The sequence below is a fragment of the Mediterranea sp. An20 genome (assembly GCF_002160055.1).
GTDB lineage: Bacteria > Bacteroidota > Bacteroidia > Bacteroidales > Bacteroidaceae > Bacteroides > Bacteroides avicola.
Window position 1 is genome coordinate 14972 of the sequence record NZ_NFJV01000031.1, and the last position, 21567, is coordinate 36538.

The following is a 21567-nucleotide window of genomic DNA, read 5'->3' on the forward strand; positions in this document are numbered from 1 at the left end:
CATTGGGTGTGTCTCCGATAGGTTTTATTACCTTGCGTGGGGGCACACCCTTAGCTTTTAGTTCTTCACTTCTTCGTAACTCTCATGTCACACCGTTGCAACATCCCCTTCCTATCTTTGCAGTGCAAAACCAATGAAGGAGGACACTATTATGAAACTGAACCAAAACGAATGCACGGTGGAAGCCGCTACAGGCGGAGGATTCTTCGCTTACTACAAAGACAATCTTTTGTGTAGTGCTTATGGGGAAACACCCGATGAAGCCTTCGAAAATTTGGAACGGGTCATCGATGATTTCATCAGTGACATGTACATGGTAGAGGAGTATGTTTAATCTCATGACATACAAGTCGCTGTGGAAGTAAGGAACTTCTTACGTAATATTCCATAAATTCTCTTCGGAACCGTGCCCGCGTGATGCAGGTACGGTCTGTTTTGTATAGTTTCTTCCCTAAAAATAAATGTTTTGTGTGATGCGTGGATTGAAATATAAATGCTAAATTCGCGCAGAATAAAGCGGTTGTTGGATACAAGCTTGAAGACACGCTGAGGAACTCTCCATGCCTCAGCGCGTCAATAGACTGATATTTAATATTTAACAGATATATCAATGGCTAAGACTATCAGCAAAAAAGGTCAGCCCGAGACCTATATCGACCGGGACCTTAGTTGGATGTATTTTAACCGGCGCATCCTTCAGGAAGCAACCAAAACGCAGATTCCGCTGTTGGAGCGTCTCAGTTTTCTGGGCATCTATTCGAACAATCTGGATGAATTCTTCCGGGTGCGTATGGCTACACTGAGCCGCATAGCCGAGTGCGATGACAAGAGCGTACGCCGGGAGAGTGAACGTGCTTCCCAGCTCATCAAGCAAATCACTCGCCTGAACAACCGGTATGCCAAGGAATACGAACAGGCAATCCGCGATGTTACTCAGGCCTTGCGCGAAGAAAACATCTTCTTGCTGAAAGATGATGAACTGAGTGAAGACCAACAGGCTTTTGTACGCCAGTTCTTTCGTCAGAAGCTGAGTGGATTTGTCAACCCCGTGTGGCTCTCTGCCGTGCGAGAGCTTACCGAGGCTGCCGACGACAACATCTTCCTGGCCGTAAAGCTCCATACCGATGCACGCAAAGCTGCCGACTATGCCCTCATCGAACTTCCCGTGGCTGTATGCGGACGATTTATACATTTGCCCGACAAGGAGGGGAAGAGCTATCTGATGTATCTGGACGATGTAATCCGCTTCTGTCTTCCCATGATATTCAGCGGCATGGATTTCGTAGCCTATGAAGCTTACGCCTTCAAGTTTACCAAAGATGCCGAGATGGAGATAGACAATGACCTGCGCAATGGTATGCTGCAAAAAATTTCCAAGGGAGTAAAGAGCCGGCGCAAGGGCGATGCCCTACGTGTCATTTACGATGCTGGTATGCCCAAGGATTTGCTGAAGCGGGTGATGAACAAACTGAATCTGGATAAACTGGATACGGTGTTGGCTGGAGGTAGGTATCATAACCACAAAGACCTTATGTCGTTTCCCGATTGTGGCCGTAAGGATTTGAAATATCCGGCTTGGCCACCCCTTATCAAGCATGAACTGGACGAGAATGTCAGCCTGCTGAAGCTTATACAAGAGCATGACCGATACATACATGTGCCCTACCACAGTTTTGACTATTATATTCGTGTACTTCAGGAAGCGGCTATCAGCAAGAATGTAAAGAGCATCAAAACCACCCTTTACCGTCTGGCCAAAGGTTCGAAAGTGGTCAATGCTCTTATCAATGCCGCCCGAAACGGCAAGAAGGTTACAGTAGTCATCGAACTGCTGGCACGCTTCGACGAGGCTTCCAATATCAGTTGGTCCAAGCTCATGCAGGATGCCGGTATACATGTCATCTTCGGGGTGGAGGGACTGAAGGTGCACTCTAAAATCACGCACATCGGTATGAAGACGGGAGCTGATATTGCTTGCATCAGTACGGGTAACTTCCATGAGGGGAATGCCCGCATCTATACGGACTTCATGCTGATGACTGCCGCCAAGAGCATCGTAACCGATGTAAACGCGGTGTTCAGCTTTATTGAAAAGCCTTATACGCCTGTGCGGTTCAAGGAACTGCTCGTGTCGCCCAATGAGATGAAGAAGAAGTTCCTGAAGCTGATAGATGATGAAATCAAAAACAAAAAGGCCGGGAAGCCTGCCTATATACGCATGAAGATAAACCATGTCACCGACGAGACCATGGTGAAGAAACTTTACGAGGCTTCGGCTGCGGGCGTGCCTGTCGACATGGTGTTGCGGGGCAACTGCTCGCTGGTAACGGGCATTCCGGGGGTAAGTGAGACCATCCGCATCAACGGCATCATTGACCGTTATCTGGAGCATTCGCGCATCTTTATCTTTGCAGCCGGGGGAGAGGAGAAATGCTTCATCGGTTCGGCCGACTGGATGCCGCGTAACTTGGACAACCGTGTAGAGGTAGTGACACCGGTCTATGATCCTGCCATTAAGGCAGACTTGCGCACGGTGGTGGACTATGGCTTGCGTGATACCTGCCAGGGACGCATCGTGGACGGACGGGGCGAAAATCAGCCGTGGACTACAGGTGAGGAACAACCGTTCCGTTCGCAGGAAGAACTCTACAAGCATTATTGCAGGTTGGAGAAGGACACACAGCAAGACCTGCATTAACCTCTCACTTCCTCCTGTCATCTGTCGGGGGCATTTTTACATCTGGCAGGAGGAGTGGTTCTTCCCATAACCGGAGATGCCATTCTTGTTATTGGACTATCGCGGTTATGGGGAGCGGAAATACCAGTTAGGGGTTCTTGTTAGGGTACGACTAAAGAATAACCATTTATATGATATGAAGAGAATAATATGAGTAAGAAGTGTTATGCCGCCATCGACATCGGTTCGAATGCAGCGCGGCTATTGATTAAGCGGGAAGAAGAAAACGAGAATCTGGTGAGCCGCAAGCTGGCCAAGGTATTGCTGTTGCGTGTCCCCCTGCGTTTGGGTTTCGACGTCTTTGCCTTGGGTAAGTTGTCTGACGAACGCATCATCAAGATGCGCCGCCTCATGAAAGCCTATCGCCAGCTGATGAAAATCTATGAGGTGACCGACTACCGGGCATGTGCCACTTCGGCCATGCGCGATGCCAAAAACGGCAAGGCTGTCATCAACAAAATCTTGCGTGAGACGGGCATTCACATTGAAATCATCGACGGCCAGGAAGAGGCCCGCATGATATACAACAACCATGTAGAATGTTTGGAGGACCGTACGGGTAATTTCATTTATGTAGACGTGGGCGGTGGAAGTACCGAGATTAACCTGATGGTTAACGGCGAACTGGTGCAGTCGCTCTCTTACAACATCGGTACGGTTCGTATTCTGAGTGGAGCCGTGAAGCCTGAAACGTGGAGCATCATGCAAGACGACCTGCGGAGGCTTACCGCCGGTTTTCAAGGCATCAACATTATTGGGTCGGGCGGCAACATCAACAAACTCTACCGCATGGCTGCAGACAAAGACAAGAAGACGCAGCGTTTGCCCGTTGCCTCTCTGCAAATGCTCTATGACCAACTCAAGCCCCTTACCCCCGAACAGCGTATGAAAGACTTTTCGCTGAAGGAAGACCGGGCGGATGTCATTGTGCCCGCAGCCGAGATTTTCCTGACCATTGCCAAGATCGTTCATGCCGAATACGTTCACGTGCCGGTTATCGGTTTGGCTGACGGCATTATAGACGCCCTTTACCTGCGCGACCAGGAAAAGAAGAAATAGCATTGTGCCTTTCCGTGTGAAACGGGACGGAGGCAGGCTGGAAATTGACATACGTCAAGGCCTGTTTCCGCCCCGTTTTTTACTTTTGCACGCTCAAACAAACTACTGGTAAATTAACTGTTCGCGAATTATGAAGAAGAGTCTTATAGCATTGGCATTCGGCACCTTAGCCCTGGGCATTGCCGAATTTGCCATGATGGGCATACTGCCCAGTGTGGCTTCCGATTTAGGTATCAGCATTTCCACTGCAGGTCATTTCATCTCAGCTTACGCTTTGGGCGTATGTGGGGGTGCTCCTATTCTGTTATGGGCGCGCAAGTATTCTTTGAAGCATATCCTGATAGGTCTGGTGGTCCTGATGGCAGCAGGTAATCTTTGTGCCGCTTTCTCTTCCGGCTACTGGATGCTTCTGTTGTCCCGGTTTGTCTCCGGTCTTCCTCACGGAGCTTATTTTGGAGTGGCCTCCATTGTAGCCGGGAAGCTGGCCGATGAGGGGCGTGGCTCAGAAGCCGTTTCCATCATGATTGCCGGCATGACGGTAGCCAACTTGTTTGGCGTACCCTTGGGCACTTCGTTCAGCCACCTCATCTCGTGGCGTGTAACCTTTCTTTTGGTTGGCTGTTGGGGGATTATCGTGCTTTATTACATCTGGCGTTGGATTCCCCATGTAGAAGCCTTGCAGGATACCGGTTTCAAAGGCCAGTTCCGTTTCCTGAAGAAACCAGCTCCCTGGCTCATCTTGGGAGCGACGGCCTTGGGCAACGGGGGAGTGTTTTGTTGGTACAGTTACATTACGCCCCTGCTCACCCAGGTTTCCGGATTCAGTGCCGAAAGCGTTACTCCGCTCATGGTGCTGGCTGGCTTTGGTATGGTGGTTGGCAATCTTGTCAGTGGCCGCCTGTCCGACCGCTACACACCGGGGCGTGTAGGTACGGTTGTGTTGGGCATCCTCAGTATCAGCCTCGTGCTTGTCTTCTTTTTCTCTTCCAATCCCTGGTGTTCGGCCTTGCTGATGGCTTTATGCACTGCCGGCCTTTTTGCCGTGTCTGGCCCGGAGCAGGTGCTTATTATCCGTGTGGCTCCTGGCGGAGAAATGCTGGGCGGTGCCGCCGTGCAGATAGCCTTCAATCTGGGCAACGCCGTGGGAGCCTACGTGGGTGGGTTGGCAGTGACGGGCGGATACCGTTATCCGGCTCTGGCAGGTGTGCCTTTTGTGTGTGTCGGTTTTCTCCTGTTTCTGGTCTTTTACAAGAAATATCAGAAGAATTATTGAAGTTTCTCATTTTTTTCCGTATGTTTGTCCTCGCTTATTCCTTCTGTATCTTTGAGATGAGACGGAATAAGCGGGGACTTTTATGTAAAACTGAATTAAAACAAAAAGATTTATGAAGACATTGAATGCTTGGCGGATGCTTTGGGTGTGTATATTTGTTTTTACGCTTTCATCCTGTGGCGATGATGTGTACTACACGCTTGAGAATAATGATAATGACTTGTGCAACAAGCTTTGGATTACAAACTATACAACGGATGAAGGGCTGACGGGTACCTACCAGCTTCGCTTCTATAGCGGAGGCAAGGGCCAGGAAGTAGTGATTCTGCCCGTTACGGGAGGTACCAATACCACTGATAAAGAGATTACCTGGCGTTGGACGGATGAGAGCAAGGAGTGTTTGCAGTGGGTTTATACCGACGGGACAGTGCGTTATATGGACAATGTATGGGTGCGGCAGCATTATTTGTCCGGCGAGTTAGATGGCGAGCAACTGACGTTTGTGGAAGCTAATTACCAACATTGATAAACGGAGAAGCTTTATGAGGAGAACATCGTTCTTGCAATGCTTTCGAATCTTGTCTGTATGTGCTCTTCTTCTGTCGTTCACCTCATGCGAACAAGACGAAGACGTAGTGTTCGGCCGCCTGGTGCGCTATACTTGGGTAGGCGATTTGGGATTCTCCGATCCTTGGGGAGAACCATTGGAAAGCGGTCTTTATTTTGACAGCGACGGCTTTGGGCAGGATGAGCAGTGTTATTACGGAAGCGGTCGGGTAGCTACGGTAGAGCGTTTCCGTTGGATGTTGCAGGGCAATACGCTTTCTTTGGATTATGGCAACCAGTATCCTTTGATTGAGATTTCCCACCTCTATGTGGGAATGGATGAGCTTACGGGAGATTTGTTTGTAGGCGGGCGTTTTGTCGGTTCTGTAATTCTGTACCGATATTGAGGAGTGAATTCCGGCCATTTTTTTCATGCTTCTCCAGTTGTGGGGAAGGCAGCTCCGCAGAACTGTGTGGGATAGCGTAATTTCCTGAAAGCTGTTTTTAAGCGCGTGCTGAGCTATAAGAAGCCTGCTTCTAAGCGATAAAAGGTATAGGCCTTATATATAAGAACCAATCCGCTGTGGGTCAGCGGGATGAAAGGCAATTCATTTGCAATTCATTTCATTGTCCATTTACAGACATCGGGTATGTCTGCATACAGAGCCACGGAGGTACAGGTTATCCTTCCATGAACGGATGTAAAACCTGTGTTTCCGTGGCTCTGTGTCTGTTGGGGGCGTGTCTGTCTGGCAGAAGCAGATTGCTCCGACAGACAGTCTTATTTTGTAATATCAAACAGATAAGTTATTTTTGCTGTAATGGTTCCGTGGGCAGAGCGGGCAAAGTAGTCTTTCTTGGTGCTGCTGAAGAAGTCGGACAAGCCGAAGTAATACCGGCCTTCCACCAGAAAATTTCCGGCTTTGGTACGTAGTTCCACCCCCAGTCCTCCTGCAATGCCATAGTCAAACTCATTATCAATGGGTTTGCCGTGTTGTTCGGTGTCAGCGTATGGGTTGTTTTCCAACATGCCGTCCATATCGCCCGACTGTTTTTCGCTGTCGGAGATAAGGAAACCTATCTGAGGGCCGATGTTGATGAAGAACTGCATTCCCCGGTCTTTTCCAAAGGCGAGGTGGGCCAGGAAAGGAATCTCCACATAGTTCATCGTGCGTGTATAATGAACGTCCGGGTAGTATTCGTAAAATTCATCCCATCCGCGTTGCGAGAAGTTTACTTCGACTTGGGCGCCGCATATCATGCTGAAATATTTTTCGCAGATGTAGCGTGCCGTGAATCCGCCATTTATACCCAGCAGATTCTTTTGTTCTATGGTGGGAGAGAAACTTACCCTGTTCAGGTTGATACCGCCGTTCACTCCCAAGGCAAGGTTATAACGTTGTTCCCCTACCTGTGCCCCGGCACGGGAGAGGCACAGGAAAAAGAAAGCGAAAGCGGTAAATAATAATTTTGTTTTCATCTGTATCCGGATAATTATTGGGATGAATTAGTCGAAATCGAGTTTGAGGAGTTCGAAATTCTTAGTAAAGTGTACAAAGAATACTTTGCGGTTGATGAATCCTCCCCAGTTATTGACGCGCTGGAATTTGAATCCCGTCTGTATGGGGATGAGGTCCAGCTGCTGAATATCTTTTTCAAACTCCGAACCGTAGTTAGAGAGACCTTTCAGGAAGAAATAGCCCGTATCGAAGCCTAACATGCCAAACTTGGGGTAACGCTCGTCCATATCCTTTCCATACCATTTCTGGTAGCTCTTGGTGAAGTGTACGGCGGCTGGCAACAAGTTGTTGGTATAGAACGATGAATAGAAATAAGTGTCCAGTTCGAAGAAAGCGTCCAAGTGGTCCTTGGTATAAGTCTGCCATTCGGGATAGCCGAAGAGGTGAATGCTCTGTTCGGGCACCTCGCGTACCAGCATGGTGAGCTTGGGCAGCAGGTTGATGAGAGTAACGTTTGTGCCCGAGGTGGGTATGAACACGTTCTCACGCCCGGCAGCCAGTACAGACTTGAGCGATTCGGTTGTGGCATCTTCCTTCAGGCTCGATGTGGTAATGCCTTTGCGGCGCAATTCCTCTTTCAATCCTTTGATGAACTCAGCCTTGTCGCGTGTGCCCTGGCTGGCTTCGATGAAGATGACATTGGCACCGGCGAATTGGCGGAGGAAGTGGTCGTAAACTTCGGAGTAGAGGTAGGATTGGGGAGTGTTGATTTGATATACATTAGGGTTGCGGAACACCGTATTATCCTTGGAGGTGAAAGGGATGACCAGCCGGATGTCGTTTTTCTGCGCAAAGTCTGCCAAGGGCTGAATGTGCGACTGGTAGAGCGGTCCGAAGATGATGTCCATCTGTTTCATCTCAGGTTTGGAGAGCAGTGTAGAGAGCGACGCACTTTCGTTTCCGGAGTTATACGTATAAAGGTCGATAGACGTACCGGTGCGCTTCAAGCTGTCTACAGCCATTAGAAAGCCTTCATAATATTCTATCATGCGTGCCGCTTCGCTTTGAACCACATCGTAGAAGGGCAGTACGATTGCTGCTTTTATGGATTTGAATCGTCGGGCCTTCTCTGTGTTGGCCTGAAACAGTTCGGCATCGGTGGGGATGCGGGCAGGCTCTTGCGTAGGAGTTTGTTCGGTTTGTTTTTGAGGGTAGGGGATGCAGAGCCAACTGCCCCGGTCCAACTTCTCTTTATCCTTGATTTCAGGATTGGCTGCGATGAGTTGCTCTTCCGTGATGCCGTATTTGCGACTGATGCTAAACACGGTTTCGCGGCGTTTCACCTTGTGCATGTCGCGGCAGGGCGATTCTGCTGGGTTTTGTACATTCTGCTGGGGAGCACTCTTCTTGTCTTCGGTTGCCAGGTTCTTGTCGGCCACGGGGATGCAGATGACCTGTCCTGCGCGGAAGTTTTGGGCACTCAAGCCAGGATTGGCGTCGCAAATGGCTTTAGCCGTGGTATGGTAGCGGCGGGTCAGCGAGTAGAGCGTTTCCCCTTCGACAATGGTGTGGAAAGTAGGAGCCAGCGTATTGTCTGTGCTTTGGGGGATGCGCAGGGTTTGTCCGGCGTATATTCTTTCGTCAGTGCCGGGGTTCAGGCGTACAATGTCTGCCTGGCTGATGCCATACATACTGGCTATGGAGTAGAGACTCTGTCCTTTTTCGATGGTATGCAGGAAAAAAGTTACGTTTTCCTGTGCGTAGGCTTGCATGATACACGAACCTGCCATCAGGAGGGTGCAGATAAGTCGGCTAATCTTTTTCATTCCTTTATTCTTAATGTTTCCTTATATATGGTTTTACGGGCATCGGTTTTTAGGCTTATGCTTTTCCCAATTAGCGGCAAAGGTAAGAATAATGTGTCATTCCTGCCAACGTATTTCGTTAAGAAATAATATTCTGCTTTTTTAGGCTTAAAAACTGAAGAGGGAAGATGGAAATTCGGGGGGAAAGACGTATTTTTGCAGGGATAATGGGATTTTAGCTCATGACTGGCACAAATTGTACGGATGGCCATTGCCCGGCTTTATGCAAATTCATTGATACAATATTGTGTTTTCTGCACTCGACCCGATAATTTAACTTTCATGCAAGAAGAACAAGAATACATAAACGTTTATGGTGCCCGCGTGCACAACCTGAAGAATATCGACGTATCAATCCCCCGTGATAGCCTGACGGTCGTTACCGGCTTGAGCGGCAGCGGCAAGTCGTCGTTGGCTTTCGATACCTTGTTTGCCGAAGGGCAGCGCCGGTACATTGAAACCTTTTCGGCTTATGCACGGAATTTCCTGGGCAATCTGGAACGCCCCGATGTGGATAAAATTACGGGATTAAGCCCGGTCATTTCCATCGAACAGAAGACTACCAACAAAAATCCGCGTTCTACCGTGGGGACCACTACCGAAATCTACGACTTCCTCCGCCTGCTTTATGCCCGCGCCGGTGAGGCTTATTCTTACCTCTCTGGCGAGAAGATGGTGAAGTACACGGAGGAACAGATTATCGACCTTATTCTGCACGAATACAAAGACAAACGGATTTTTCTTCTTGCTCCGCTGGTACGCAACCGAAAGGGGCATTATAAAGAGTTGTTTGAACAAGTGCGTAAGAAAGGGTATCTTTATGTGCGTGTGGATGGAGAGGTGCGTGAGGCTCTGCCGGGCATGAAGCTGGATCGTTACAAGAACCATGATGTAGAGGTTGTCATCGACAAACTGATTCCCCAAGACAAGGACGATACCCGCCTGAAAAACTCTGTGGCCACGGCTATGAAACAGGGAGACGGTCTGCTGATGGTGCTTGACACCATGACCAATGAAGTGCGCCACTATAGTAAGCGGCTGATGTGTCCTGTCACCGGGCTTTCCTATCGTGAACCCGCCCCGCATAATTTTTCGTTCAATTCTCCGCAGGGGGCGTGTCCTAAGTGCAAGGGGTTAGGTGTGGTGAACCTGATAGACATAGACAAAGTCATCCCCGACCGTTCGCTTTCTATTGCCGAAGGTGCCATCATTCCTTTGGGAAAGTATAAGAACAGCATGATATTCTGGCAGATAGCAGCTTTGCTGGAGAAATACGAAGCCACGCTCAAGACTCCCGTGCAGGACTTGCCCGACGAAGCAGTCGATGACGTGCTCTATGGATCGGATGAACGGCTCAAAATAAAAAGTTCGCTGGTGGGTACTTCTTCCGATTACTTTGTAGTGTTTGAAGGCGTGGTGAAATACATACAGATGCTTCAGGATAGTGATGCTTCCGCCACAGCCCGCAAATGGGCCGAGCAGTTTGCCAAGACTGATGTATGTCCGGAGTGTCACGGTGCACGTCTGAACCGCGAGGCGCTCTCATTCCGTATACACGATAAGAATATCTATCAGCTTGCAGCCATGGATATAAGTGAGTTGTATGACTGGCTGATGCACGTGGATGAATTTCTGACTTCAAAGCAGAGACAGATAGCTGCCGAAATCTTGAAGGAAATCCGTACACGCCTGAAGTTCCTGCTGGACGTGGGATTGGATTATCTTTCGCTCAACCGGACTTCCATGAGCCTTTCCGGTGGGGAGAGCCAGCGTATCCGTCTGGCCACTCAGATTGGTTCCCAGCTGGTAAATGTGCTTTATATTCTGGATGAACCGAGCATTGGCCTGCACCAGCGTGACAACGAACGGCTTATTCACTCTCTTAAGGAATTGCGCGATATTGGCAATACGGTCATTGTGGTGGAACACGATAAAGACATGATGCTTTCTGCCGACTACATCATTGATATGGGGCCGAAAGCCGGTCGTTTGGGAGGTGAAGTGGTCTTTGCCGGTACACCCCAAGAGATGCTCCGCACACATACCCTTACCTCGCAATACCTCAACGGAGAGCTTGCCATTGAAGTGCCGCCCACACGCCGAGAAGGAAACGGTCACTCGCTTTGGCTGAGAGGAGCACGGGGCAACAACCTGAAAAACGTAGATGTGGAGTTCCCACTTGGGAAGCTGATATGCGTCACCGGTGTGTCGGGAAGCGGCAAATCTACTCTTATCAACGAAACCTTGCAGCCTGTTCTCTCGCAGCGGTTCTACCGTTCCCTCCAGGAACCTTTGCCTTATACGTCTGTAGAAGGACTGGAGTATATCGACAAGGTGGTCAATGTCGACCAGTCTCCCTTAGGGCGTACCCCCCGTTCGAATCCTGCCACTTATACGGGTGTCTTTCAAGACATACGCGACCTGTTTGCCGGGTTGCCGGAGTCGAAGATGCGTGGCTACAGGCCGGGACGTTTCTCTTTCAATGTGAGCGGCGGGCGGTGTGAGGCGTGCCAAGGAAATGGTTACAAGACAATTGAGATGAATTTCCTGCCTGATGTCTACGTGCCTTGCGAGGTCTGTCACGGAAAACGCTATAACCGGGAGACATTGGAGGTGCGTTATAAGGGTAAGTCTATAGCTGATGTGTTGGATCTTACTATCAATTTGGCTGTGGAGTTCTTTGAGAATGTTCCTTCTATATTAAATAAGATAAAGGTGTTGCAGGACGTGGGCCTTGGATATATCAAGCTGGGGCAACCGAGCACTACATTGTCCGGTGGTGAGAGCCAGCGTGTGAAACTGGCGACCGAGCTTTCCAAACGTGATACGGGCAAGACTGTTTATATATTGGACGAGCCTACCACCGGATTGCACTTCGAAGACATACGGGTTTTGCTGAATGTGCTCAACCGGTTGGTGGACAAGGGAAACACCGTGATTGTCATCGAACATAACCTGGATGTTATCAAGATGGCCGATTATATCATTGATATGGGTCCTGAAGGAGGACGGGGCGGAGGAGAGCTCCTTTCGTGTGGTACGCCCGAAGAGGTGGCTATGAGCGACCGTGGGTTTACGCCAAGGTTCCTCAGGCAGGAACTGCACGGATGACGTGTGCAACTTATAAAATACTTACGTATGAAACAGAAAATCAATAAAACCAATGTCGCCCGTCTTTTAGACAGAGATAAGGTGGCTTATGAACTGATTCCTTATGAAGTGGACGAAAACGATCTTAGTGCCGTGCATGTAGCTGCTTCGTTGGGTGAAGATATCGAATGTGTGTTTAAGACGCTGGTCTTGCATGGAGACAAGTCGGGATATTTTGTCTGTGTTATTCCTGGTGAACATGAGATTGACCTTAAATTGGCTGCCCGGGTAAGTGGTAATAAGAAGTGCGACCTCATTCCCGTCAAGGAATTACTCCCACTGACCGGATATATCCGTGGAGGCTGTTCGCCTATCGGCATGAAGAAAGCTTTTCCGACCTATATCCACCGCACTTGTCTGGATTTCCCCTATATTTATGTCAGTGCCGGTGTACGCGGACTTCAGCTGAAGCTTTCTCCTCAGGACCTGATTCGTGAGTCAAATGCAGAAGTTTGCGAGTTGTTTGTTTGATAATCCTACAAAATGTTTATATTTGCACCTGATTTTAAAAACTTATTTAATTTAACTCATCTAATATCTAATTCGTATGTTTGAAGGACAACCGAAAGGTTTATATGCGTTGGCGCTGGCCAATACCGGCGAGCGCTTTGGTTACTACACGATGTTGGCTATTTTTGTATTGTTTTTGAAAGCCAATTTCGATTTGTCACCCGGTACGGCGGGTACTATTTACTCTACTTTCCTGGCATTGGTTTATTTCCTGCCGTTTATTGGTGGTATTCTGGCCGATAAGTTTGGTTATGGAAAGATGGTTACAGTGGGCATTATAGCCATGTTTGTAGGATATGTGCTTCTTTCTTTGCCTTTAGGTAACGGCATGGCAGCTTGGGTATGTATGTTTGCCGCTCTGTTTATTATCAGTGCAGGTACGGGACTTTTCAAAGGAAACCTTCAGGTTATGGTCGGCAATCTTTATGATTCGCCCGAATATGCCTCGAAACGCGATTCTGCATTTTCTATTTTCTATATGGCAATCAACATCGGCGCACTTTTTGCCCCGACGGCTGCGGTTGAGATTATGGATTATGCCCAGCACACCTGGGGGGTGAGCGTGAATGACTCTTATCATTTCGCTTTTGCCGTAGCTTGTGTGTCGCTTATTGTTTCCATGGCCATTTATTACGGTTTCCGCCGTACTTTCCGTCATGTGGAGGGTTCTACCAAGCAGGTTGAAACAAAGAATACGGTGGAACACCACGAAGAACTTTCTCCACGCGAAACCAAAGACCGCATTGTGGCTCTTTGTCTGGTGTTTGCCGTGGTTATTTTCTTCTGGATGGCTTTCCATCAGAACGGTTTGACGCTGACTTATTTTGCCGATGAATTCACTGCCAAGAGCTCATCCGGTTTGGAGAGTATGATGTTCGATGTGCTGAACCTTGTAGCAGTCATTTTCATTGTGTATTCTCTGTTCTCTCTTTTCCAGAGCAAGACGGGCAAAGCCAAACTCATTTCTGGTATTGTCATAATCCTGTCTGTGGTTTTCCTGATTTACCGTTATTCTATTCTTGAGGGAAGCATTGCTGTCAGCGCTCCTATCTTCCAGCACTTCAATCCTTTCTTTGTGGTGGCTTTGACTCCTGTTTCCATGGCTATTTTCGGTTCTTTGGCCCGCAAGGGTAAAGAGCCTTCAGCACCGCGTAAGATTGGTTTGGGTATGTTGGTTGCCGCTTGCGGATATGTAGTGATGATTGTTGCTTCCATGGGATTGCTTTCGCCCACCGAGCAGGCTGCTGCTGGCGATGCAGGTACCTTTGTTTCTCCTTCCTGGTTAGTTTCTACTTACTTGGTGCTGACCTTTGCTGAACTGTTGCTGTCGCCTATGGGCATTTCGTTTGTGTCAAAGGTTGCTCCTCCCAAGTATAAAGGTATGATGATGGGAGGCTGGTTTGTGGCCACGGCTATTGGTAACTACCTGACAGCTGTTGCAGCCTGGTTGTGGGGCGACATGCCTTTGTGGGTAGTTTGGGGTGTGCTTATGGTACTTTGCCTGTTGGCTGCCCTGTTCATTTTCTCCGTCATGAAGCGTCTGGAGAAAGTAGCCTGATTGATGTTTCGGCAGCGATGGGAAAAGGTTTATGACGCTAACCCTGCATTTGAGCGAGCTAACTCTGCATTTGAGCGAGCTAAAATGGCACTTGAGCAAGCTAACTCTGCATTTCAGAAGCGTTGAATGCCTTTTCCTGATGTGATTAAGAATTAGGGCACGCAGATGACACGGATGTGACAGGCGGCTACAGATTACAGGTGATTGTTTTGTACCTGGCTGAATCTGTTGGAATCTGTTTTAGTCTGTGTCATTTGCGTGCCAATATTTTCTAACCTTCACACCACAAACAAAGAATTCCCTTTATTGCCTTCACGCCTTCACCATCCTGCAAATGATTGCTGTACAGCAAATTGCTGTGAAAGATACTTCCTTCACGCATCTTTCACAACCTTGGCGTGTGGTTTCCTTGTGTGTCCGCTGCTTAGCTCCTGGAAACGGACTGCTTAGCGCTTGGTTGTTTTCAGTGAAGAGCTTATCATTAAAGCTTGAGAACCACCCGGTCCCCCAGTCTCCTGGCCATGAGGCTCTGCACTTGTCGCAGGTCGTTGTAGCGAGTCAGTACGGCGGTACAACGGTCGTTGTCGGCCAGTACGGCGGGGTCTTGCAGAGCGCGCATGAGGTGAGTCAGTTCCTCGCTGACAATGGCGTACTTGAAGTTAATCATCAGCAAGGGCACCAATTCGTAGAGTCGCTCTTCATCGGTGACGATATGCTGGTTCTTGTAGTGGTATTTGCTCAACTGATAGCGGTCGCTCACTAATTCGGCGCTAAGTCGGCTGATAGCGGGGTCGGGATGGTTGAGGAAATAGTGTTCGGCGCAGAAGCCCTCGGTGTGGATACGTTCGGCAGCTTCCTGAAGCATCCGGCGGTGAAGGGGGTTATGGAAGGCCAGTTCGTCTTGCTGCAGGTCGGAGATAATGTATTCGGTGACAGTGACGGGCACCTCATGGCCTTCGTCATCGGGCACGTTGCACATGACGCGTTCGCCATAGCGGACAACCATCTGGAGGATGAGCTGTTCGTAACGGTAGAACTCGCGGCCTTCCTTGTCTTCCTGGGGGATGAACGACTGGTAGTTGTCCACGGGGGCAGGAGCAGGGACATCTTCTTCGGCAGGAGGAGGCGGAACATCGGTGGGCGCGGTCTCTCCTTCCTGGGTGGCAGTGGCACGTGCCTGGGCCTGGCGGCGTTCGCGCTCGCGCTGTTCGGCACGTTGCTCGGCCTGCTTTTCGCGTCGCTTGGCCACTTCAGATACCAACAGTTTGTCTTCAACGTGTAGCAGTTGGGCGCACTCCTTGATGTAGACATCGCGCACAATGGCTTCGGGGATGACGGCAATGCTTTGCACTAAGCTGCCGATTAGCTCGGCGCGTCTGATAGGGTCGCGACCCGCGTCTTCCATCAGCAGGTTAGTCTTGAAGCGGATGAAGTCCGTTTCGTGCTCGCGGATAAATGTCTGGAATTCTGTGGAGTTGTGCTTGCGTGCAAAGGAGTCGGGGTCGTCGCCGTCGGGCAGGAGGCAGACCTTGATGTTCATGCCCTCTTCCAACAGCATGTCGATGCCACGCAGAGAAGCCTTGATGCCCGCAGCATCGCCGTCGTAGAGCACGGTGAGGTTGTTGGTGAAACGATGTATCAGTTTGATTTGATGGGTGGTCAGGGCAGTTCCCGACGAAGCGACAACGTTCTCCACACCGCTCTGGTGCATGGAAATGACATCCGTGTAGCCTTCCACCAAGAAGCAGCGGTCTTGCTTCACGATGGCCTGCTTGGCCTGGTAGATGCCATACAGTTCATTGCTTTTGTGGTAAATCTCCGATTCGGGTGAGTTGACATACTTCATCTTGACACCCTTGGTGGCAGAGGCCAATACACGTCCACCGAAAGCCACCACCTTACCGCTCAGTGTATGGAAAGGGAAGATGACGCGGCCCCAGAAGCGGTCGCGCAAACGGTGGTCGTCTGTTTCGTAGCAAAGACCCGTTTTCACCAGGTAGTCTTGCTGGTAACCTTTTGCCAGGGCCTCCTTGGCAAAGGCATCGTGGCTTTCGGTACAGTAACCCAATTGAAACTTCTCAATGATGTCATCGCGGAAGCCACGGCTACGCAGGTAGGCCATGCCGATGTTGCGCCCTTCGTCCGTGTCGCGCAGGGTGCGGCGGAAGTAGTCGCAGGCAAACTGGTTGACGATGAAAAGGCTGTCGCGCTCGGTCTGTGCGGCTTTCTCTTCGGCGGTCTGTTCGCGTTCCTGGATTTCGATGTGGTACTTCTTGGCCAGGAAACGCAGGGCGTCGGGGTAGGAAAGCTGTTCGTGCAGCATGATGAAGTGCACGGGGTTACCTCCCTTGCCGCAAGCGAAACACTTGCAGAGGTTTTTGGCAGGCGAGACATAGAACGACGGCGTCTTGTCATCGTGGAAGGGGCACAGGCCCACGTAGTTCACCCCGCGCTTGCGCAGGGTGACGAAGTCGGACACGACGTCATAGATTTGCGCCGCGTCCATGATGCGGTCGATGGTGGAGTGGTCTATCATTTATTGCAACCTTCTCCTTATAAAATTACATCCAGAGACGATCGTTTCATCACTAATGGATAGCGTTCGGGATGTTTCAGACTTTCGATTTCGAGGTCAACATCCAACTCCGGCCATTCGATGGCATTCTGGCCACACATCCGGACGTTCAGCGCACTGCTGACCCGGGCATCGCGCAACCAAGGTACGCGGTTGTAGGATACAAAGTAGTCTTGTCCCAGGACAGACAGCATCATGCCTTGTGAATTAATCATCAAGACGCTTACCGATGTGGGCTGCAAACTGTTGTTTGAATTCGTTTCCATATTGTTCTATGATTTGGGTTATCTTCTTCAAATCTTTGGTGTTGAAGCCGTAATTCTCGGCCAGTTCTATGTTTGGCTCTAACCAAAACTTGGCTTCATATTCGGCTTTGACCACATGGATATGTTTTCTCTCTTCCTCGTTTGAGTAGATTTTGAAAGTATATCCGTCTTCTTGTCTGAACTTGGGACTCATGGCCTGTGCGTTGTTTTTGTTTGCGAAGATAAGTATAATCCTACAATAATCACTTTATCTTCCCCCGAATCTTTGTCAGATATTTCTTCATCCCCTCGGCATCGCGGTTGGTGATAATCTCCAGCAGTTGCTTCAGTTCAAGGCGGACGTTCTCCACTTGGGCGGGGGTACGGGGATTGAATAGGATTTCCTGCAGCAAATAGTCGTCTTCGCTGAGCAGGCCGCGGGCGATGGCCATGTGTTTCTTGAATGTGGTGCCGGGCGCTTCCTGGTGCTTCATGACGGCAGCGAAGACAAAGGTGGAGACAAACGGGATGGACAAGGAGTAAGCCACCGTCTCGTCATGCTCATCGAAGGTATATTCGAAGATGTTGAGTTTCAGCGTCTGGTATAGGTCCTTGAAGAAGATGCGGCCCAAGTGGTCACCCTCGGTGATAATGATGGCGTTCTCGTTGCTCAGGTTACTGAGGCTGGCAAAGGTGGGGCCGAACATCGGGTGGGTGGAAACGTAGCGGAAGCCGCTCTCGGTGTAGAACTTTTTCAGTCCGGTCTTCACGGAGGCGATGTCGCTGATGATACAGTCTTTAGGAAGGACGGGCAGCACCTGGCGGAAAGCGTCGAGGGTGTATTTGACGGTGACGGCATTGATGACCAACTCGGGTTCGAACTCCTTGATTTCGTCCAGGGTGGTGAATCGGTAGGTGTTGTAGACAAACCGCAACTGATGCGGGTTTGTATCGTATACGGCTGTCTCGTGCTGGAAACTCAGCAGGTCTGTAAAGAAGGAGCCCATCTTGCCGGCTCCGAGGATCAGTATTCTCATAATTAATAGTCCCTCCCTGACCCTCCCCCGAGGGGAGGGAACTTAGGAGGATAGTTTATTAAAAGGTTGTTACTTAATGACAAAACTACATATTTCTTGCCGTTCGCAAGCCTCCCCCTCGGGGGGAGGTTTGGAGGAGGCTGTGTTACTTGTTAATGATTTCCATTTGCTGGCGTACGCTCTCTTCGTGTACGGCCTCAAATACTTTCTTGATGCATTCTGGGTCGATGCCGCAGAGCGAGGCCTGCGAGCCACGTTTGTCCAGTATCTCGTTATAACGGCCCGTCTGGAGAATGGTCATATCATGCTCTTTCTTGTACGTGCCGATTTCGCGGGCGATGCGCATGCGTTTGGCCAGTATCTGGATGAGGTCGTTGTCGCACTCGTCTATCTGCTTTCGCAGTTCGCTGAGGTTTTCGGTGCTCTGTTGGGTGTCGCGTATGACGAGCAGGTTGAGGATGTAGTCCAGCACATCGGGTGTCACCTGTTGGGCAGCGTCGCTCCAGGCCTGGTCAGGCGAGCAGTGGCTTTCGATGATGAGGCCGTCAAAGCCCAGGTCCATAGCCTGTTGGCACAGCGGGGCGATAAGTTCGCGCTTGCCACCGATATGGCTGGGGTCGCAGATAATGGGCAGTTGCGGGATGCGGCGGCGCAATTCAATGGGGATGTGCCACTGCGGCAGGTTACGGTAGATTTTCTTTTCGTAGCTGGAGAAACCGCGGTGGATGGCGGCAAGCCTTTTCAATCCGGCCTGGTTAATACGCTCCAAGGCGCCAATCCACAGTTCGAGGTCTGGGTTGACAGGATTCTTCACCAATACGGGGATGTCCACACCGCGCAGTGCGTCGGCTATCTCCTGCATGGCAAAGGGATTGGCTGTGGTGCGTGCACCTATCCAAAGCAGGTCGATGCCAGCCTTGAGGCATTCGTAGACATGCTTGGCGGTAGCCACTTCGGTGCAGACATACATGCCTGTCTCCTGTTTCACCTCTTTAAGCCAAGCCAGGCCTTCGACACCCACACCTTCGAAGCCGCCGGGTTTGGTGCGGGGCTTCCAGATGCCGGCGCGGAATATTTTCAGCCCCTTGTCGGCGAGTTGGCGGGCGGTGTTCATTACTTGTTCTTCTGTCTCGGCGCTGCATGGGCCGGCGATGACCAGCGGGCGTTCTTCGGGGACGCCGGGCAGCTTGATGGGTTCGAGTTGGAGTTCCATAATTGTTTTGTATTTATAGGTTTTGTATTTCTTTCTTAATTAGTTTGAACCGCGTGCACGGGCTTTTCAGAAGACTCGTTGGATGCGTTCCAGTGCTTCTTGCAACCGCTCATCTTTGCAGCAGAGCGAAATGCGGATGTACCGCGCCCCATTCGAGCCGAAGATGAAGCCAGGGGTCAGGAAAACGCGGGCTTCGTGTAGTACGCGCTCGGTCAGTTCCTCTACATTGTTGTATGTGTCGGGAATCTTCCCCCAGAGGAACATGCCGGCCTGCTTCGGGTCGAATGTACAACCTAAGGCGTGCATGATATTTTCGGCCAAGGCGCGGCGGCGGCGGTAGTTCTGGTTGTTACCCTCGTACCAGCTTGTGTCGGCCTCCAGGGCTGTGGCAGCAGCCAACTGCATGGCGCGAAACATGCCGCTGTCTATGTTGCTCTTCACCTTCAGGACCCACTGGACGAACTGCGCGTTCGAGGCGAGCATGCCGATACGCCAGCCGGGCATGTTGTGACTTTTACTCATAGAATTGAACTCGATACAGCACTCCTTGGCACCGGGCACAGCGAGGATACTCAGGGGATGGTCGTTGAGGATGAAGCTGTAAGGGTTATCGTTGACGATGATGATATGCCGCCGTCGGGCGAAGTCCACCAGCTGTTTGTACAGTTCTGGTGTGGCGGGAGCACCGGTAGGCATGTTCGGATAGTTGGTCCACATCAGACGGACACCCGTCATGTCCATCGCTTCCAGCTGTTCCCAGTCGGGCATCCATCCGTCCTCTTCCTTTAGATCATAGGGAACAACGTCTGCGCCCAAAAGCTTGCTGAGCGAGGTGTATGTGGGGTAGCCCGGATTAGGCACCAGCACCCGGTCGCCGGGGTTGACGAAGGCCAGCGTGACGTGCAAGATGCCCTCTTTCGAGCCAATCAACGGTTGGATTTCCGTTTTCGGGTCCAGCTCCACGCCATACCAGCGGCGGTACCAGTCGGCAAAGGCCTGCCGCAGTTCGGGTATGCCCACGTAGGGCATGTAGCCGTGACCGTCGGGGTTGTTGGCGGCCTGACACAAGGTATGTATCGTCTCTTCCGAAGGCGGCATGTCAGGGCTGCCGATGCCCAGGCTAATGACGTCCATGCCCTGTGCGTTCATCTCGGCCACTTCCTTCAGTTTACGCGAGAAGTAGTATTCGCTCACGCCCGACAGGCGGTCGGCCGGCTTATAATTCATAGCTCGTAGCTCGTTACTCGTAGCTTTACTGGATGCTTGCTTTTCCATCTTCGTATTCTCCTAATATTTTAAGTTGCTTGGTTAGTGGACTGATGGCCGCGATGGCCTGTTTGTAGCGCAACATCTGGTCGAACATGACGTCCACGTAGAATTCATATTCCCATTCGCGCCCGATGATAGGCAGCGACTGTATCTTGGTGAGGTTGATGCGGTAGAACGACAGGATGCTGAGCACCTGCGAGAGACTCCCTTCCTGGTGAGGCAACGTGAATACCACACTGGCCTTATTGGGTTCGTGGGTACGTTGGCGGTTCAGGTCATCCACCTGCCAGGGATCTGCCACGACGAGGAAACGGGTAAAGTTGTGCTTATTCGTTTCGATACCCTCTTCCAGCACCTTCATGCCATACATTTCGGCAGCATGTTTCGAGCAGATAGCTGCATGCCCGCATAAGTGTTCGCGGTGGATGATTTCGGCACTTAGGGCGGTGTCTTCGGCTTCTACCACCTTAATCTGTGGGTGGCGGTTCAGAAACTCCCGGCACTGCATCAGGGCGATGGGGTGGGAGTTAACTTCGGTGATGTCTGCCCAGTCTTCTTCGGGTAGGCAGACGAAGCTATGGCTGATGCGCAGTTTGTATTCACCCACTATCTGCGTGCCGCTCTGGCGCAGCAGTTCGTAGTTGTGTAGCAGGCTACCGGCTATGGTGTTCTCTATGGCCAGCATGCCTATGGTGTGGCTGTCTTCTCGGATGGCCCCGAACACTTCTTCGAAGGTAGCGCAACAAATCAGTTCGATGTCTTCGCCCTCGAAGTAGCGGTGTGCCGCGATGTCGTGGTAGGAACCCAGCGTTCCTTGGATAGCTATTCGTTTCATACGTTGTTGTGTCTAACAAAAAATCCCGCTTCCAGTCGTGGGAGCGGGATTCATATTTTTTTCATTTAAGTTCCTGTTTCAGTTCTTAAGCGTCACTGTCACTTGACACATACAAACTCCCGCTCTACTTTGTGGCTAAAGTAAAAGTAAAAGAAGAAGTAATATGCGTAGTTAAATGACTTCATAATCTCTGTTTTTTATTTCTCGGTTTAATTACGTGGCAAAAGTAATGCTT

At 50.4% G+C, this 21567-nt stretch carries 18 protein-coding genes; 9 read left to right on the forward strand and 9 right to left on the reverse strand.

Annotation, left to right across the window (positions count from 1 at the left end):
• The first annotated feature begins 151 nt into the window (after positions 1–151).
• The 6 genes from B5F34_RS14560 (at position 152) to B5F34_RS14585 (ending at position 6022) form a co-directional block, all read left to right on the forward strand.
• The gene (locus tag B5F34_RS14560) at positions 152–334 is read left to right on the forward strand and encodes a hypothetical protein (protein WP_087340490.1); all 183 of its coding nucleotides are present in this window, start codon (positions 152–154) and stop codon (positions 332–334) included.
• A 276-nt stretch (positions 335–610) separates the two neighbouring features.
• Positions 611–2698, forward strand: a complete 2088-nt coding sequence (locus B5F34_RS14565) for an RNA degradosome polyphosphate kinase (RefSeq protein ID WP_087340450.1) — start codon at positions 611–613, stop codon at positions 2696–2698.
• Between the two features lie 189 nt (positions 2699–2887).
• Positions 2888–3796, forward strand: a complete 909-nt coding sequence (locus B5F34_RS14570) for an exopolyphosphatase (RefSeq protein WP_087340451.1) — start codon at positions 2888–2890, stop codon at positions 3794–3796.
• A 130-nt stretch (positions 3797–3926) separates the two neighbouring features.
• Entirely contained in the window at positions 3927–5069 is a 1143-nt protein-coding gene (gene araJ, locus B5F34_RS14575; protein ID WP_087340453.1) for an MFS transporter AraJ, read from the forward strand.
• Positions 5070–5181: 112 nt separating this feature from the next.
• Entirely contained in the window at positions 5182–5595 is a 414-nt protein-coding gene (locus B5F34_RS14580; RefSeq protein ID WP_087340455.1) for a hypothetical protein, read from the forward strand.
• A gap of 16 nt (positions 5596–5611) precedes the next feature.
• The gene (locus tag B5F34_RS14585; protein ID WP_087340457.1) at positions 5612–6022 is read left to right on the forward strand and encodes a hypothetical protein; all 411 of its coding nucleotides are present in this window, start codon (positions 5612–5614) and stop codon (positions 6020–6022) included.
• A gap of 374 nt (positions 6023–6396) precedes the next feature.
• On the opposite strand, the gene B5F34_RS14590 is transcribed toward B5F34_RS14585, so the two are convergent.
• Together B5F34_RS14590 and B5F34_RS14595 are read right to left on the reverse strand one after the other, a co-directional pair.
• A complete protein-coding gene (locus B5F34_RS14590; protein ID WP_087340459.1) occupies positions 6397–7095 on the reverse strand; it encodes a porin family protein in 699 nt (232 codons plus the stop codon).
• A 27-nt stretch (positions 7096–7122) separates the two neighbouring features.
• Positions 7123–8901 carry a LysM peptidoglycan-binding domain-containing protein gene (locus tag B5F34_RS14595; RefSeq protein WP_087340461.1) on the reverse strand — a complete coding sequence of 593 codons (1779 nt, stop codon included), beginning with the start codon at positions 8899–8901 and terminating at the stop codon, positions 7123–7125.
• A gap of 321 nt (positions 8902–9222) precedes the next feature.
• Here B5F34_RS14595 and uvrA point away from each other — a divergent pair, with 321 nt between their 5' ends.
• From uvrA to B5F34_RS14610, 3 genes are all read left to right on the forward strand, one after another.
• On the forward strand, positions 9223–12051 hold the full coding sequence (gene uvrA, locus B5F34_RS14600; RefSeq protein ID WP_087340492.1) for an excinuclease ABC subunit UvrA: 2829 nt from the start codon (positions 9223–9225) through the stop codon (positions 12049–12051).
• 27 nt (positions 12052–12078) lie between these two features.
• Positions 12079–12561: a Cys-tRNA(Pro) deacylase gene (gene ybaK / locus B5F34_RS14605; protein WP_087340463.1), complete on the forward strand. Its 483-nt coding sequence runs from the start codon at positions 12079–12081 to the stop codon at positions 12559–12561.
• A 76-nt stretch (positions 12562–12637) separates the two neighbouring features.
• Positions 12638–14158, forward strand: a complete 1521-nt coding sequence (locus tag B5F34_RS14610; protein WP_087340465.1) for a peptide MFS transporter — start codon at positions 12638–12640, stop codon at positions 14156–14158.
• Positions 14159–14639: 481 nt separating this feature from the next.
• On the opposite strand, the gene dnaG is transcribed toward B5F34_RS14610, so the two are convergent.
• The 7 genes from dnaG to B5F34_RS14645 all read right to left on the reverse strand — a co-directional run bounded on the left by dnaG (position 14640) and on the right by B5F34_RS14645 (position 21332).
• The gene (gene dnaG, locus B5F34_RS14615) at positions 14640–16694 is read right to left on the reverse strand and encodes a DNA primase (RefSeq protein WP_087340467.1); all 2055 of its coding nucleotides are present in this window, start codon (positions 16692–16694) and stop codon (positions 14640–14642) included.
• Between the two features lie 17 nt (positions 16695–16711).
• Positions 16712–16999 (reverse strand): DUF2442 domain-containing protein, encoded by a 288-nt coding sequence (locus B5F34_RS14620; RefSeq protein WP_239448988.1) that lies wholly within the window; start codon positions 16997–16999, stop codon positions 16712–16714.
• Positions 16941–17192 (reverse strand): DUF4160 domain-containing protein, encoded by a 252-nt coding sequence (locus B5F34_RS14625; RefSeq protein WP_087340470.1) that lies wholly within the window; start codon positions 17190–17192, stop codon positions 16941–16943. Before B5F34_RS14625 ends, B5F34_RS14620 begins: the two co-directional genes overlap by 59 nt.
• Before the next feature lie 49 nt (positions 17193–17241).
• Positions 17242–18015: a prephenate dehydrogenase/arogenate dehydrogenase family protein gene (locus B5F34_RS14630; RefSeq protein ID WP_087340473.1), complete on the reverse strand. Its 774-nt coding sequence runs from the start codon at positions 18013–18015 to the stop codon at positions 17242–17244.
• A gap of 145 nt (positions 18016–18160) precedes the next feature.
• A complete protein-coding gene (locus B5F34_RS14635; protein ID WP_087340475.1) occupies positions 18161–19228 on the reverse strand; it encodes a bifunctional 3-deoxy-7-phosphoheptulonate synthase/chorismate mutase type II in 1068 nt (355 codons plus the stop codon).
• A gap of 66 nt (positions 19229–19294) precedes the next feature.
• On the reverse strand, positions 19295–20455 hold the full coding sequence (locus tag B5F34_RS14640; protein ID WP_087340477.1) for an aminotransferase class I/II-fold pyridoxal phosphate-dependent enzyme: 1161 nt from the start codon (positions 20453–20455) through the stop codon (positions 19295–19297).
• 25 nt (positions 20456–20480) lie between these two features.
• Positions 20481–21332 carry a prephenate dehydratase gene (locus B5F34_RS14645; protein WP_087340479.1) on the reverse strand — a complete coding sequence of 284 codons (852 nt, stop codon included), beginning with the start codon at positions 21330–21332 and terminating at the stop codon, positions 20481–20483.
• Between the last annotated feature and the right edge of the window lie 235 nt (positions 21333–21567).